Raw genomic sequence first — 15,455 nt, 5'->3', positions numbered from 1 at the left:
ATCGGTCGGGCAGCGAAGAGAGGGGGTGTGAAGATGCTTCGGGTAGAAAACATCCATAAAAGGTTCGGTTCCGAAGAAGTGTTGAAGGGAATTTCATTGCAGGTTAAGCGCGGTGACGTCGTTTCGATTCTCGGTCCAAGCGGATCAGGGAAAACCACTCTTCTCAGATGCATTAATTTATTGGAGAGACCCCAGACGGGAACGGTTGCCATCGGTGGTTTATCTGTCAATACCGAGCATTTAACCCGCAAGGATATACTGAAGCTGCGACGGAAAACAGCGATGGTATTTCAGTCGTACGGCCTGTTTATCAACAAAAACGCCCTGGAAAATGTAATGGAAGGCCTGCTTGTAGTGAAGAAAATGAAAAAAGCGGAAGCACGCCTCAAAAGCCTGGCCCTGCTTGAAAAGGTCGGGCTGGCCGACAAAGCGGAGCATTATCCCTCCCAGCTGTCCGGTGGACAGCAGCAGCGTGTCGGTATCGCCAGAGCACTCGCTTTGGACCCGGAAGTTATTTTATTTGATGAACCAACATCCGCACTCGACCCGGAACTGGTTGGAGAAGTGTTGGAGGTCATCAGAAAAATAGCCTCGGAGGGGGTAACGATGATTATCGTTACCCATGAACTGAGTTTTGCCCGGGATATTTCCACCCATGTTGTTTTTATGGAAAAGGGGAACATCGTGGAGCAGGGCGAGCCGAGGCAAATTTTCTTTGAGCCCCGGAAGCAACGGACAAAAGAGTTTATGAGCAACCGTCTGTCAGAATGGACATTTGAAATCTAATAATTCAACATAGAAGAGGGAGTAAGTACAATGAAAAAGATATCTTTGGCAGCAGTAATCCTGACATCTGGCTTGGCGCTTTCTGCATGCGGTTCTGACCCGGAAAAAAACAGCGGAGGGGCAGCTCCAACAACCGGCGGTGAACCTGCTGCCAATGTGACGGTGCTCAAGGTAGCGCAAAATGCCGTGCCAAATCCTCCGTTCAGTTATTCGAACGACAACAATGAAATGGAAGGGTACACGGTCGAATATTTGAAATTATTGGATGAGCGTCTCGAAGAATATGAATTCGAATATGAACAGATCGCCCGTGAAGCCATGCTTGTCGGCGTGGAGTCCGGCAAATATGATTTTGCGGCAAACTTCTACTATCGCAACCCGGACCGCGAAGCCAAGTATTTGTTCGGTGATGTGGAATATGGATATTCCCTGAACGCTTTGATCGTGAAAGAAGATCGTAATGATATCACAAGCCTGGATGATATGAGAGGCAAAACATTGACTCCGATGAGCCCTTCCACCGGATTGCGCACCCTGGTTGTAGATTATAACAAGGAGAATGCGGAGAATCCCATTATTGCCGAAGATATCGATGCGGTAACCGATGCAGAATCTGTACAATGGGTAGCAGATGGCAAATATGACGCCTATTTAACCAATAAAACCGTTTTTGACAACGTAAATGCAGAATTGAAATTGCCTTTAAAGGTTGCAGCTTATGTAACCAAAGAACCGATTTGGGTATTGTTTAACAAAGAAAAAACGGATTTGGCAGCCCGTTTTGACGAAGTGACCCAACAATTGATTGATGACGGCACATTGCCGAAGCTTTCTGAAGAATGGTTTGGCGTAGACATGTTCCAGCCTATTGAAGCAGTGAACGGGCAGCAGTAAGCTAAAAGATACTTTGAACGGAGGGGCAACGGTTTGATTAATTTGGCAGAAGTAATAGATGCGTTTTGGAAGTTGCTTCCGAAGCTGCCCCTTACGTTATCCTTTACAGCATTGGCCTTGGCCGGGGGAATTGTACTGGGATTCATTTTGGCGCTGATTCGAATTTTTCGAATCCCCGTGCTCTCCCAATTGATCGTGGCGTATGTTTCCTTTATGCGCTGTACACCCGGCATCCTGCAATTATTTTTAATTTTCTACGGGCTGCCGCAGCTGCTGCGGCAGGCAGGCATCGATATTAACTCATGGAGTAATTTCACGTTTGCCGTGATCGCTTTTGGATTGCATTGCGGAGCGGTGATGTCGGAAGTGATCCGTTCAGCTTATCTCGCTGTGCCGGCATCACAGCATGAGGCGGCGAGCGCAGTCGGCATGTCGTATTTCCAGGCGCTGCGGCGCATCATTGTTCCTCAAATGCTGCGCATCGCCATTCCGGTGATTGGCAACAATGCCATTACGATTTTTAAAGAGTCGTCTTTGGTCTTTACCGTCGGCGTGGTTGATTTGATGGGACAAGCCCAAATTTTAACCCAACGCAGATATGGCGTAACCTTGATTGAAACCTATTTGGCGGTATCGTTTATATATTGGTTCTGTTCCATGCTGCTGGGGCGCTTGCTGGCCTTCTATCAAAATCGTTCGGAACGGAAATACAAGATTATGGCCAGAAAGGCATAGAGGTGATTCCATATGTTGCTGGATTGGGATTATATGTTGGGCAGGCTGCCCCTGATTATGGAGGCAATACCAAGAACGCTGCTGATGGTGCTGGTATCGGCAGCTGTTGGATTTATTTTCGGCTTCGTGCTGGCCATTGTCCGCTCTTACAAAATACCTGTATTGTCCCAGCTGGCCACGGCCTACATATCCATTTTCCGCGGAGTGCCGTTGCTGGTGCAAATGTACCTCGTTTATTTTGGCTTGCCGGATATTTTTTCCTATTTCAATGAGGTTTTTGGCGGTGGCTTCCTTCCCACCGAGTTTAACAACATGTTTATTGCGCTGCTCATTTTTTCACTCTATACCGCAGCATATCAGGCCGAGGTATGGTATGCCGCACTCCATACAGTGGACTATAGTCAGATGGAGGCCGCATTATCGGTCGGAATGACCCTGCCGCAAGCCCTGCTTCGTATTTTTATTCCTCAAGCGCTGGTAAGCGCCCTGCCGAATTTCGCAAATTTATTTATTGCTTTATTTAAGCAAACCTCACTGGCCTTTACCATAAAAGTAATTGATATTATGGCAGTAGCCAAAATGGAGGCGGGTTCCACTTATCGCTATTTGGAGATGTATGTACTGGTTGCCATTGTCTACTGGCTGTTGATACTCGGATTTGAACGGTTGTTTGTATTTCTGGAACAATATTTTTCCAATCAGAAGAAACATAATGCCGTTTCAAAAAGACGGAAAAAGGGAATTCAAGAAAACCAGGCGAAATGACAATAAAGCACCCCAAGACCATGGTCCCGCAAAACAACTGCTTCAATACAGTGTCCGTCTGTAATTTCAGCCGGATACTGCATGTAAGCGGCGTGCTTCACAGCCTATATTTTCTTATCATATCGTGAACAATAAAGGTATGATCGAATAAGGAGTGGAGCAATGTGGATATGATTCCAGTCTTATCCTCAAGTATAAGCAGAGTAGGATATGATGAAGCGCTTAGAATTCTTCGTATTGAATTTCACAATGGCACTCTTTACCAGTACAGCAATGTACCCGGAATGGAGCATGCTGCTTTACTTTTGGCTGGATCGCTGGGCCGGTATTTTAATCGCCATATCCGCAATAACTACCCATACAAAAGAATCAGTTAGAACATTTCACTGAAATCGTGAATGCCTGTTAATTCGAGCTGTGAGGCAAGCCATTGCCGGTCCAGCTTGAGCTGTTCCAAATTGCTGTCATAGGACCAGCCCCTCCCTGATGAGAGGTACAGACAGGCCGTTAACGGATGTTTGAATCTGGACGGCGAAGCCGTTTCCAATTGCTAGTATCTCCAATGGTTGTTGGGCTTATAGCCTAATCGGCAGAGCGGGTGGCAATTATTAAACACCTTTACAAACCGATGGTCGGTTTGTATAATCAGGCTATAAGCTTATTGCACAGTCAGGAGGGAAGGCCATGAAGAACGAGGACCGCCGAAAGCTGGCCGTCCGGCAATTGCTGGATGCGACAAAGTTGCTGCTGCAGGAAAAAAGCTGTCATGAGATTACCTTGAAGGATATTATGGAGCAATCACAATTATCGAAGGGCGCCATATTCCATTATGTGAAGAGCAGGGATGAGATTTTTGCCTGGGTGCTGCACGAGCGGCTTAAAGCCGTCGATGAACTTTTTAATGCGGAGGTTGCCAAAACCGGGGACAGCACGTTCGAGAGGCCGATGCAGGCCATTTCCAGGAATCTTGCAGAATTGGAAGACAGTCATGAGGTGACCAACAAAGTTCTTCTATACTTGCTGGGCAAGGAAAATGAACCGGCGGTTGCGGAAGTGCTTCAGCAGTTCTATGAGCGGTCTGTATCTGTCTCCAACCAATGGATCAGAACAGGACAGGAGCATGGGGTTATCAAAGAATCTGTACAACCGGACGAAACGGCTGAATTGTTCGTTCTCCTGTCGCTGGGGCTGCGGGTGCGGGCATCTATCCCAACATCATCCGCATCACTCACAGCGAAGGAAGTATCGGATTTTATGGCAGGTATTCTGAAAAAACAATAAGCCTCCAAATGGAAATGTCATTGCCCGTAACGTTGATATTCGTACCGTATGCTTGTGACAAGACACTTAAATGATGGGGAGGAAATTGCATGGTGCCCTTTATAGCCCTTGCCGGGTCCTTTTTGTTGTTCCGGATGGCCGGTTTCCTGGGCGGAGCTTACTTCGATGACTGGCATACATCCATCCAATGGGCAGTAGCTGTGATGCTGCTGCTGTCCGCTTCGGCCCACTGGGGACAGCGGCGTGCTGATCTGGTCAGAATGGTCCCGCCTGCTTTTCCGCGGAGAGAATGGATCGTGACCGCAACAGGGTATCTGGAAATTGCCGGAGCTGTCGGTATATTGCTGCCCTCGGTGTCTCTGGCTGCTTCTGTGTGCCTGGCGCTGCTGTTCATCGCAATGTTCCCGGCCAATTTCTATGCGGCCCGGGAAAAGATGGCATTCGGCGGCAAGCCTGTGCCGAAGCTGCGGGTCCGAGCAGCGCTGCAGCTCGTATTCATCGCTGCGGTGCTGCTCGCTTCCCCCCTATTCGGCGGATAGGCCGGCGGACGCTTATCAGCGGGTCCGGCTGTGCTCCGCAATCTGCACCTCGAAGCCGTCCGGGTCCAGCACATAAAAGAACCGCAGGCTGGGATTAGGCGAGATCGGTCCGCGCGCAACCGGGATGTCCCGGCTGTGCAATTCCTCCAGGGCCGCATCGAGCGACTCCACTTCGAAGCCAACGGAAACGCCGCATTCCGGCTTAAGAGCCGTGTCATTTCCCTCTATAAGCTCGATCTTGGGTTGACCCTCCGGGCCCAGCATAGCGATTTGTCTGCCTCTGCTCTCAAAGCGGCGGCCAATGGGCAGCCCGAGAATCCTGTTATAGAAATCAAGTGAAGCCTCCAGATCGCGCACTCTGAGCGTAATCCAATTCAGGCTCAATTTCATAATTGTCATATCCCCCCTGTGAGTGTTCCGGCATTTCCTTCCCCGCGTGAAGTAAAGGGAGCTTGAACTTAATTATTATAGCACTTTGCGCGTAAAGCTACATTCGAGGCGCATAATCCGCTGTGGAATACTATTCCTGCCGTTCAGAACGGCAAGGCGTATGAAACAGAAGTCATCATCGAAGCCAAGGCCCCACTTTGTGGGGTGATTTTGCTGCTCTTTTTGCAAATAATAAGGGCTGCAAGGCTGCATTATTAAAAAATCTTAAGAATACCGCATATATCGCTTAAAAAACCGCATTTGAATGGGGAAGCCGCCGTGATAACCTTATAGCGTTCCCGCATAGCCGGGTTGTTGCCGGGCAATATGAACGGATTATTTTTTGCGGGAATTGCAAGCGCATACAAAATGTTGGAGCAGCAAGTGTGCGACTGCAGCTCAGCTTCAGGGAAATATTCAAGGCCAATCTATCTAGAATATGGAGGGAAGAACTTGAAATCAGGACAGGCGACGGTTTTCAAAAGGGCATGGAGACGTGTGACGGCGGGGATAGCGGCGGCCGGCATGGTAATTGCGTTTATGCCAATAGCGGCGGCGGACACGGAGGTCCAGCCGGGCACCTTGGCGGCTGCAGACACAGAGAACAGGGTTGAAATCAATGAAAGCGTCAGCAATGGCTTTATTCATCCGGGCGTTGGACTGACCAAAGAGGTTCTTGAGAACATGAGAACCCAGGTGCTGGCGCAAAAAGAGCCCTGGTACTCCTATTATCAGGCAATGACCGTTTCTTCATCCGCTGCAACAAATGTTGCCTCCAGCAACAGGAGCGCTGCGGACCCCACGAAGCCGGACAGCGATGCATTCAACAGCCAGAGCTTCAACTCGAAGTTTATCGCCGACGGATTGAAAGCGTATACGCAGGCGCTGATGTATTATATCACCAGTGATGAGGTGTACCGGGCCAATGCGATGGCGATTATCCGTATCTGGTCTCAAATGGACCCGGCGAAATATGTGTATTTTACAGATTCGCATATTCATACGGGCATTCCGCTGAACCGGATGGTCGCAGCCGCTGAAATATTAAGATATACAACCCCTGAGACGGAAGCGCTGAAGTGGACGGCACAGGACACGGCTGATTTTACGGACAACCTTGTCAATCCGGTAATTGAAACCTTCCAGCATGATAATAATTACTTCATGAACCAGAACAATTATGCGCTGATGGGTGCCATGGCCGGTTATATCTTTACCGATAACAGAGAGAGATACAATGAGGCCGTCGAATGGTTCACTGTGAACAAAACGGCCACGGACCAAGGCTTTAACGGTTCGGTCAAGCAGCTGTTCCGGCTGGTCGATACCAATGCCGCGACGGGGGAACCCCTGGACGTGCCGCATGTGCAGCATGTGGAGATGGGCAGAGACCAGGCGCATGGCGGCGGCGATTTAACGAATGCGGCGATCATATCGCGCATGTTCCTGGCCCAGGGCACCAAGGTTGATCCGGTAGAAGGCACCGTATCTGCTGACAATGATGCAGTGGGCCCGTATGAGTTCCTGGACGACCGGATTTTGGCGGCGGCCGATTATTTTTGGCAATACATGCTTGGTTACGACACTGTATTTACCCCGGTGCCCTACGCTATATCCCCCGATGGCACGGTAAGAGGCATCTATCATTATTTATCCGACTCCTACAGGGGGCGAATGACGACCGCTAATTTCTGGGATCTCTACTACTACTACACGTATGTCAAAGGGATTGATGTAGCGCAGAAGGCCCCGTACTATTATGAGGCTTTTACCAAGAGAATCCCGTCCAACTACTATCATCAGGGAGAATTCAAGCAAAATTGGGATAATGTCGATGGCGGGGGAGACTTCTGGCTGTATATCCCGCAGGCGGCTGAGGCTGAGGGGGCATTGTATCTTCCCAAGGAGCAGCCCGGCGCCGCATTCGTAGAAATCGAAGACAGGTTTACGGATTTTGACCAGCATGCTGCGGCTGTTCAGGAAGGCAGCACCTCCTATGTGCAGATTCAGGCCACGGCAGCGGGAAGCATCATTGCGGTGCAGAATCTGTCCTATGCCGACCGCACGAATTCGCGCCTTATTGGCTTGAAGATACGGACGAACGGCACAGCCGCTTTGGAGCTGGGCAAAGAAAAAAACTCTACTCCATATCACACGCTGGCGCTGCCGGATACGCACGGTGAGTGGAAATATGTGACCTATGACATGGGAATCAGCCACGTCAGCTATGGGCAGCTCGACAAGGATTACAATCTTCTGTATTTGAAAGTAAAGGGAGACGGCACAACGGTTGACATCGATCACTTCAATGTAAAGGCAGGAGAACAGCTGACACCTCCCGTATTCCAGGCCGGTGCAGCAGATATGGATCTCGTTGCCTATGCCTATGCACCTGTGACTCTGGACTTCTCTGCAACGGACTCCGCTGCTGCGGATGCCGTCACCTATAAGAGCTCGAACAAGCCGCAGGGCGCTGCGCTTAATGCGGGTACCGGCGCATTTTCCTGGCAGCCTGTACAGTCCGGTTCGTATTCTTTTATCGTCGAAGCCTCGGACGGGACTACGCTGGCTACCAAGAAGGTCAATATCGTTGTAACAAATGACCGGGCTTCCGCAGTGGAGGCGGCAATTGCGCGCTATAATCCAAATACAGCCTATGTCACAGAGACGCTGGATCATTACAATGCCGTGTATAATGAAACTTTGAGTCAGCTGGACAGCGCTTCGGATGCGGCATTTTATCAGCAATTGCTGGCCCTGGGGAATGCGGTGGAGGGCCTGCAATTATTGACGCCCCTGCTGGATGACGGCAGCATGGACTATTCCAATGCGGTTGCCTCCACCTTTGGCAGCTCGATATCCCTGCTTGTGGATAACAATAATAATACTTTTCCTGTCTACACGCTGGCGCCCGATTTATCCCATATCCTCGATTTCGGAGCTGACTATAAGATCACTGCGGATGCCTTCAGCTTGCAGAGCCGGATGAACTTTGTGGACCGTATGGCAGGCTCGGCGGTGTTCGGGTCGAACGACAAAGAGAACTGGATACGGCTGACACCGGGCGAAACTCCGTTTACCGATGATCTGGCCAGACTCGACGTAGATGATGCATACAGGAATGAGCAGTTCCGGTTCATCCAAATCCAAATGCTTCATCCGCAGCCCGATGTCCTTCATAATGTGGTTGGCAATATGCTGGAATTAGGCGAATTCCGCATCTTTGGCGAGCGCCATGAGACGGAAAACAAGCTTGCTGCGGTCTCGCTCCAATCCGACCAGAGCATCAACGGCAGAATTGTGCTGGGCAGTACAGTGAAATTAACGGTCACAGCCAAAGAAGCTCTTCAAAATGTAGCGGTCACCATTCAAGGACTTCAGGCAGCAGTCAGCAGCACCGACAATATCCACTGGACGGCTGAGGCTGTCATGGCCGGCAATGTGCCTACGGGAGCCGTGGAATTCTCCATCGACTACGAGGCGAATGACGGAACGCCGGGAGATACCACGTATTTTACAACCGACGGCTCCAAGCTGCACCTTGCGGACGAGTCGGATCTTATCAGCAATGTGACAAGCGTGGCTGATTTGTTGGATTCCACCTCGGGAAGAACGGCGGCGGCCACTTTGCAGCAGGTGAACTATTTATTTGACAACAATCCTGCGACTTCATCGGACTTCCGCGTAAACGGCTCCGGTGCGGGAAGCTATATTACCTTTGACTTCAAAGCAGGCCATCAGGCGGTGCTGTCCGGTATAGAGCTGCTGGCAAGACAGGATACCTATTATGGCAGAATTAAGGGAGCGGTGGTCCAAGGCTCCAATGATAATGCATCTTGGACGAATCTAACAGCAGCAGCAGCTTCCACTGTGGATTGGCAGAGCTTTACCATTAACAGCACGGAGCCGTACCGTTATATCCGCATCTATAATTCCGGCACATGGTTCGGGAATATCGCCGAGCTGAAGCTGCACGGAATCGTTGAGACAGCAGACTGAACCTTTTAATAAAACGGTAGTCTTTACTATATCAAGTGAAAACGGATACCGTCCTTATAAGGATGGTATCCGTTTCAGCGGGAAAGATAAGGCTAATGTATAGCGTGAAACATATAAATTTTTATCTTTTCAGAAAAATGGCGGAAACGCCGTTTTTTTGCTGTCACTATTGACTATTTGTCGGGGGTTGAGCAAAATATTATGGGTAAGTATAATAATATCCAAGTACTAAGGGGAGATGAGTGATGGGCAGAAGAAGCCCGGAAGTCGAGGTTCAGCTGGATTCCGGAGGTATCCGGAACCTCCCGGAGCATGACATCAAAGCCATTTTCCGTGCAGCCGGTGACCTGATTATGGCTGGAGGGAGAAACCTGCTGGCCAAAATTCTGAAAGGCTCCAGGGATAAGCGATTTTGAAGCATGAGCTTCAGGCATCTCCCGTGTATGGTTACTACAGTGATTTGAAATTGGAAGAGATTATGCACCGAACAGACTGGATGATCCGTAAGGGATATCTGGAAATTGAGTATAGCGACAGGCTGCCTATGATTGTCTTTTCGGATAATGGGCAATATTTGCTGCAGGAAGGTCAAATTAAATGACGCCCGGGAGGCTTTGGGTGGATTGATGGAGATCATGGATTAAATCATCCGGATTGCTTGCTGAAAATAAATATTGAAATATATTTTTGAAAATGATATACTCTTTTATACGAGAGATTTAAATATATCCTCACATATGAGCTGAAAATGATATAGTTAGAACTCATAATGAGGACTCTTAGCTCAGTTGGTAGAGCAGTTGACTCTTAATCAATTGGTCCAGGGTTCGAGTCCCTGAGAGTCCATCCTGAAGAAACGGCAGAAATGCCGTTTTTTTTGAAAGATAAGAATTTGTATGTTTTGGGGTCCCCGCAAAGTACCTGAGTCATCATCGAAGCCAAGTCCCCACTTTGTGGGGTTATTTTGCGTAGGATATACGTAGGCTTTTGGACTGGACGCTCCGCGAACGGGCCGTTGTTCGGGTTGCTGTGCTCTCCAGATTTATTTCATTCCCCTTAGCGGTGAAAATCCGGAGACCCAGGCGGCCGCTGCCGCTGTTCCGCGGGTCCGACCGCTCCGCTGTTTAAGCGGGAAGGTGGTACTGTAATCTTTAAAAAACACAATAAAGAAACTTAATTTATCCTAAATGGAACCGGAGAACCTGAACAAGCTGACGGAACGCAAGGAAGAGATTCATAGGGGACGGAAGCGAAGTGGAAAAAGTAACACTAATGGGCTGGAATCCTGGCTTGAACGGGCTTTAGTGGGATTTTGTACACTTAATGGAGGCCCACTCGCTCCATATGACTGATTTCAGCCGGATTAGTTGTACTTTTTCCCACAAGGGATGATCCAGTCTCCGAAGGCGGTGGATTAGTTATCCTTTTTACCACTAAAATGGCTGCCCTTTGGATGAATGGTTCAAGTTCATCTTAATGCAGGCGTATTCCTCTGTAAGGGAGAGAGAAACGGATCGATTAGTTATCCTTTTTACCACTAAGGAGCTGCGAGGAAATTAGTACCCGCTTTTGTTGATTTGGGAGTTTTGTCAACAATGTAGCGGTACTTTATTTCGTCGCAGTCTCTAACACTTGCGAAAAAGCGGCTGAGGGAATATGAAGTGACCTTTTCCACTTGGCCTTCTGCCTGGCTTCAGCAGCCAGCCTTACACCTGAAATGCAAACAGCTGCGCTGCCCGGTCAAGGACGGCGAAGCCGTTTCTGCTTGAAAGATAAGAATGTATATGTTTTGGGGTCCCCGCAAAGTACCTGAGTCATCATCGAAGCCAAGGCCCCACTTTGTGGGGTTATTTTGCGTAATACCCACTCCCCTATATATGGTATATTTATTATAAGCAGCATGGCATATGCCGGGGAACAAGGTCAATTCATTTTTGAAAATAAATATTCAATATTGTTAATGCACCGGCGGGTGGGGGGACAGGCCATGAACAAAGAAGAACAGGTCATAACGGGCTTCAGGGACTTATTCAACAAGATGGTTTGGCTTAATAAGTCTAAGATGGAGGCCAGCCTTGAGGGTTATAAGTCTTCTGAAGTACATTGCATCGAATACATTGAAAAAAATGTGGATTCCAACGTGACAAAGCTTGCGGAGTCCCTTTATATGACTAGCGGTGCCATAAGTAAAATAACTAAGAAGCTCATGAAAAAAGGCATTATCGAAAGCTACCAGAAGCCGGATAACAAGAAAGAGATCTATTTTAGGCTTACTGAGCAAGGGAAAGTAATCTATAACATCCATGAGGAGCTGCACAAAGAGTTTCATGAGCGGGATAAAGCCGTGTTTGAGCAGGTAACCGGGGAACAATTTGACAGTATGCTTAGCTTCATGGAAAAGTATAGCAGGCATTTGGATGCAGAAATAAAGAAACAGGGTATAGATATTAAGCCGGAATAAATTTGAAGATTTGAAATCAAACTACAGGCAGCCAGGCTCTATTGGGAGCGGGCTGTCTTTTTATTGCCTTTATTTTGTTGCCAGGGAAGCAAAATTATGATACGATATTTTTTGCTTCCTAGGAAGCAAAACGGCAGATTTTTAAGGGGGGAATTTAAGTGTTCAAATCTAGATCACACAATAAACAGAACACAGAACAAGCCGTAGATCAACACGCTTTAATATTCGGTCTTATCTCTGTGTTCCTTTGCGGATTAGGCTTCAGTATCATAGCACCTGTCGTTCCATTCTTAGTACAGCCTTATACAAGCAATCCTGGAGAACAAGCTATCGCTGTTACGCTGCTGACCTCTGTTTATGCACTCTGTGTGTTTTTTGCGGCCCCCGTACTTGGAGCTTTGAGCGACAAATATGGCCGTCGTCCTTTGCTCTTGATATGCCTTTTGGGTTCCGCAACCGGGTACTTGGTTTTTGGCATAGGAGGAGCGCTATGGGTACTGTTTGCCGGGCGCATAATAGAGGGGATAACAGGCGGGAGCATAAGCACGATCTTCGCATATTTTGCAGACATCATTCCTCCGGAGCAGCGGACCAAATACTTTGGATGGATGAGTGCGGTTGTAGGTGCAGGCACCGTCATTGGCCCCGCTCTGGGCGGGCTGCTTGCCAGGTTTGGTTACTCTGTACCCATGTATTTTGGCGCAATAATAACTTTATTGAATGTAGCGTATGGATTCTTTTATATGCCTGAGAGCCTTGACAAGAGCAATAGGCTGAAAGAGATTGCCTTTGTAAGACTGAATCCATTTTCACAGCTTGCAAGCCTGCTTTCCATGAAAAACTTGAACAGGCTGCTTGTCTCAGCGTTCCTGCTTTGGGTGCCCAACGGATCATTACAGGCGATTTTTTCACAATTTACAATGGATACCTTCAGTTGGAAGCCTGCACTGATCGGACTTATGTTTTCAATCATAGGCTTCCAGGACATCATTTCACAAGCTTTCATCATGCCAAAGCTTTTGCGGAAATTTAGTGATAAACAGATAGCAATTCTCGGAATGGCTTCGGAGATTATAGGCTACAGTCTTATTGCACTATCTGCCTTATTCTCCTTCTATCCTCTTTTTATCGCTGGAATGTTTATATTTGGTTTTGGTGATTCGGTCTTTGGACCTTCATTCAACGGGATGCTCTCCAAGTCAGTCGATTCAAGTGAACAGGGAAGAGTTCAAGGAGGCAGCCAGTCCATTCAGGCTTTGGCAAGAATGATTGGGCCTGTCATTGGAGGTCAAATCTATGTATCGCTTGGGTCTGCCGCACCTGCTGTTATGGGCATGATCCTTATAGCAGCGGCAATACCGGTTTTATATAAAAGAACGCATGGAAGGGTGTAAATACTTGCTGTACATTGAACGGCAATGCAATAGAGCAAAGTGAAAAAAAAGCCTGCCCTGTTGAAAATAAAAAACCGCAGCTTTGGCAGATGGTTTTTTGCGGAAATTTTGATCGAACAGCTGCCCGTGCCAAAGCGATAACCGGATTGAAGGCCAGATGGACGATGGGGCATGATCCCGGAGATTCCCGGCCTGCCTCCCATACGTTCAGCTGCAGGGACGGCTAGCGGGTCTCCAGATAAGCAATGCCAAGCGCCCCGGTCACGGGGTTGCGGTAGGTCTCACAGGCGACATCGAATACCTGTCCGATTAGTTCTTTGGTCAATATTTCTTCAGGCTTTCCGCTGGCGGCCACCCGGCCCTCCTTCATCACATACAGATAGTCGCAGTATTCCGCGGCAAGCGTGAGGTCATGGAGCGCAGCGAGAATGCCGATGTCCAGCCTTTTGACGATATTCAGAATTTGCAGCTGATACTTAATATCAAGATGATTGGTCGGTTCATCCAAAATCATGAATTCTGGCTGCTGGGCCAGCACGCGCGCCAGAATCACACGCTGCTTCTCGCCCCCGGACAATGAATTGTAGCTGCGGCCTGAATGCCCTTCCAGGTTGACTTTGCTCAGGGCGGCGGACACGATGCTGAAATCCTCCTGGTTGTCAGTCTCCAGCATCCCTTTGTGCGGCGTTCTGCCCATTGCGACCATCTCCCGGACGGTGAAATCAAAGCTCAGTTCGTTGAACTGGCCGACCACTCCCAGCTTTTGCGCCACAATGCGGGGGCTGGATTTCATCACATTGAGCTCAGACAGGTACACATCGCCTTGCCGCGGCTTGATGACTTTATAAATACTTTTGAGAAGCGTGGATTTGCCGCAGCCGTTCGGTCCGATCAGCCCCACGAATTGCTTGTTTCTGACCTTCAGGGATACATCCTTCACGATACTGGCATCGCCGAAAGATACGCTTAAATGATCAACGTTCAAATTCATTAGCTTTTGCCTCCAAACGCATAGCCTTTTCTGATCAGCATGTACATGAACATCGGTGCCCCAATCAAGGCGGTGATGATCCCGATCGGCAGCTCCACATTCGGCACAATCGTCCGTGCGATCACATCTGTCCAGATCAGGAAGATGGCGCCGAACAGAATGGACGCCGGCAGCAGCCTGCGGTGATCGGAGCCGACCAGCCCTCGTACCAAATGGGGGATGATAAGCCCCACGAAGCCGATCATGCCGCAGCTTGCCACCATAACCCCGGTAATCAGCGCGGTAAGGATCATATAGGCTTTGCGGTATGCGCCGAGTTGAATCCCCAGAGTGACCGCAGCCTCATCCCCAAGGAGCATGGCGTTCAGGACACGGAACTGCAGCAGGAAAAAGAAAACGGCCAGCAGGACGGCTATCGAGACCAGCGGAAGCTTGTCCCAGCTCGAAGCGGCCAGGCTGCCCATCGTCCAGAAGGTAACGGTCTTGATGCCTTCTGCGTTATTCGCAAAATAAACAATAAAGTTGGCAAAGGCGGTACACAATGCGTTGATAACCATACCCGCCAGGACGAGCTTGACGGAGGTCATTTTGCCGCCTGCACTTGCCAGCATCAACACAAGAAGCGAAGCGCCGACCGCACCGGCGAAAGCCCAGAAGGCGACGCCGGTCTGACCGAGCAGCCCCATGGAGCCGAAGCCGATCAGGATGGCGAAGGTAGCGCCGAGAGAAGCACCGGAGGAAATACCCAGTATGTAAGGATCAGCCAGGGGATTCTGAACAGCCGCCTGCATGATGGTTCCGCACAGCGTAAGTCCGGCACCGATGAACATGGCCATCAGGACACGGGGAAAGCGGATTTTCCAGATAATATCGACGAAGGAACCGGAGGTCAGCTCCTGAACATCTCCAATCTGAATGCCAGTGATGTGATGGAGCAGAATCCGGTAGGATTGCGACACGGGAATATCGACCTGTCCAAAGGAGACAGCGGCGCCGGCTGACAGTATCGTGAGAATCAGCAGGACGCCTATGACAGTTATAAAGCCGGAACGGGTATGAATAAGGGATTGCTTCGGTTCGGATGGTGCGGCTAGTTCAGTTTGCATGGCATTCATAGGACTCCTTAATAAATTTACATGGTTTAATTTAAAATATAATTCATATTGAGAACTGCTGTCAAT

16 protein-coding genes and 1 tRNA gene are annotated in these 15,455 nt (G+C 49.0%); 13 read left to right on the top strand and 4 right to left on the bottom strand.

What is annotated here, in order from left to right:
• Positions 1–33 precede the first annotated feature (33 nt).
• From HYD27_RS13025 to HYD27_RS32935, 5 genes are all read left to right on the top strand, one after another.
• On the top strand, positions 34–786 hold the full coding sequence (locus HYD27_RS13025; RefSeq protein ID WP_219215737.1) for an amino acid ABC transporter ATP-binding protein: 753 nt from the start codon (positions 34–36) through the stop codon (positions 784–786).
• 30 nt (positions 787–816) lie between these two features.
• Complete coding sequence (locus tag HYD27_RS13020) at positions 817–1,680, top strand: transporter substrate-binding domain-containing protein (protein ID WP_219215735.1); 864 nt, start codon at positions 817–819, stop codon at positions 1,678–1,680.
• Positions 1,681–1,713: 33 nt separating this feature from the next.
• Positions 1,714–2,415, top strand: a complete 702-nt coding sequence (locus HYD27_RS13015; RefSeq protein WP_219215734.1) for an amino acid ABC transporter permease — start codon at positions 1,714–1,716, stop codon at positions 2,413–2,415.
• 12 nt (positions 2,416–2,427) lie between these two features.
• A complete protein-coding gene (locus HYD27_RS13010) occupies positions 2,428–3,180 on the top strand; it encodes an amino acid ABC transporter permease (protein WP_309242058.1) in 753 nt (250 codons plus the stop codon).
• Between the two features lie 170 nt (positions 3,181–3,350).
• Positions 3,351–3,557, top strand: a complete 207-nt coding sequence (locus tag HYD27_RS32935; protein ID WP_375373914.1) for a KTSC domain-containing protein — start codon at positions 3,351–3,353, stop codon at positions 3,555–3,557.
• Here the strand turns inward: HYD27_RS32935 and HYD27_RS13000 are convergent.
• The gene (locus HYD27_RS13000; protein WP_219215727.1) at positions 3,554–3,727 is read right to left on the bottom strand and encodes a hypothetical protein; all 174 of its coding nucleotides are present in this window, start codon (positions 3,725–3,727) and stop codon (positions 3,554–3,556) included. The two genes, HYD27_RS32935 and HYD27_RS13000, sit on opposite strands and share 4 nt — an antisense overlap.
• A 137-nt stretch (positions 3,728–3,864) precedes the next feature.
• Between HYD27_RS13000 and HYD27_RS12995 the strand changes: the two genes are divergently transcribed.
• Together HYD27_RS12995 and HYD27_RS12990 are read left to right on the top strand one after the other, a co-directional pair.
• Positions 3,865–4,461 carry a TetR/AcrR family transcriptional regulator gene (locus HYD27_RS12995; RefSeq protein ID WP_219215725.1) on the top strand — a complete coding sequence of 199 codons (597 nt, stop codon included), beginning with the start codon at positions 3,865–3,867 and terminating at the stop codon, positions 4,459–4,461.
• Between the two features lie 89 nt (positions 4,462–4,550).
• Positions 4,551–5,000 (top strand): DoxX family protein, encoded by a 450-nt coding sequence (locus tag HYD27_RS12990; protein ID WP_219215723.1) that lies wholly within the window; start codon positions 4,551–4,553, stop codon positions 4,998–5,000.
• A 15-nt stretch (positions 5,001–5,015) separates the two neighbouring features.
• Here the strand turns inward: HYD27_RS12990 and HYD27_RS12985 are convergent, their stop codons facing one another.
• Positions 5,016–5,390: a VOC family protein gene (locus HYD27_RS12985; RefSeq protein WP_219215720.1), complete on the bottom strand. Its 375-nt coding sequence runs from the start codon at positions 5,388–5,390 to the stop codon at positions 5,016–5,018.
• A 492-nt stretch (positions 5,391–5,882) separates the two neighbouring features.
• Between HYD27_RS12985 and HYD27_RS12980 the strand changes: the two genes are divergently transcribed.
• From HYD27_RS12980 to HYD27_RS12955, 6 genes are all read left to right on the top strand, one after another.
• Complete coding sequence (locus tag HYD27_RS12980; RefSeq protein ID WP_228745101.1) at positions 5,883–9,428, top strand: discoidin domain-containing protein; 3,546 nt, start codon at positions 5,883–5,885, stop codon at positions 9,426–9,428.
• Positions 9,429–9,673: 245 nt separating this feature from the next.
• The gene (locus HYD27_RS12975; RefSeq protein WP_219215718.1) at positions 9,674–9,844 is read left to right on the top strand and encodes a hypothetical protein; all 171 of its coding nucleotides are present in this window, start codon (positions 9,674–9,676) and stop codon (positions 9,842–9,844) included.
• Entirely contained in the window at positions 9,841–10,029 is a 189-nt protein-coding gene (locus HYD27_RS12970; protein WP_219215716.1) for a hypothetical protein, read from the top strand. Before HYD27_RS12975 ends, HYD27_RS12970 begins: the two co-directional genes overlap by 4 nt.
• A gap of 172 nt (positions 10,030–10,201) precedes the next feature.
• Positions 10,202–10,274, top strand: a tRNA-Lys gene (locus HYD27_RS12965).
• Between the two features lie 1,141 nt (positions 10,275–11,415).
• Complete coding sequence (locus HYD27_RS12960; RefSeq protein WP_219215713.1) at positions 11,416–11,889, top strand: MarR family transcriptional regulator; 474 nt, start codon at positions 11,416–11,418, stop codon at positions 11,887–11,889.
• A 158-nt stretch (positions 11,890–12,047) separates the two neighbouring features.
• Positions 12,048–13,283 carry an MFS transporter gene (locus HYD27_RS12955; RefSeq protein ID WP_219215711.1) on the top strand — a complete coding sequence of 412 codons (1,236 nt, stop codon included), beginning with the start codon at positions 12,048–12,050 and terminating at the stop codon, positions 13,281–13,283.
• A gap of 223 nt (positions 13,284–13,506) precedes the next feature.
• Here HYD27_RS12955 and HYD27_RS12950 read toward each other — a convergent pair whose 3' ends face one another.
• Together HYD27_RS12950 and HYD27_RS12945 are read right to left on the bottom strand one after the other, a co-directional pair.
• Positions 13,507–14,274 carry an ABC transporter ATP-binding protein gene (locus HYD27_RS12950; RefSeq protein ID WP_219215709.1) on the bottom strand — a complete coding sequence of 256 codons (768 nt, stop codon included), beginning with the start codon at positions 14,272–14,274 and terminating at the stop codon, positions 13,507–13,509.
• Entirely contained in the window at positions 14,274–15,380 is a 1,107-nt protein-coding gene (locus HYD27_RS12945; RefSeq protein ID WP_219215707.1) for a FecCD family ABC transporter permease, read from the bottom strand. The genes HYD27_RS12950 and HYD27_RS12945 overlap by 1 nt, the downstream gene beginning before the upstream one ends.
• Positions 15,381–15,455 lie beyond the last annotated feature (75 nt).

The sequence above is a fragment of the Paenibacillus sp. S150 genome (assembly GCF_019352175.1).
GTDB lineage: Bacteria > Bacillota > Bacilli > Paenibacillales > Paenibacillaceae > Paenibacillus_AQ.
Note: the sequence above shows the minus strand (reverse complement) of the source record. Positions and strands in the feature narration are given on the sequence as shown.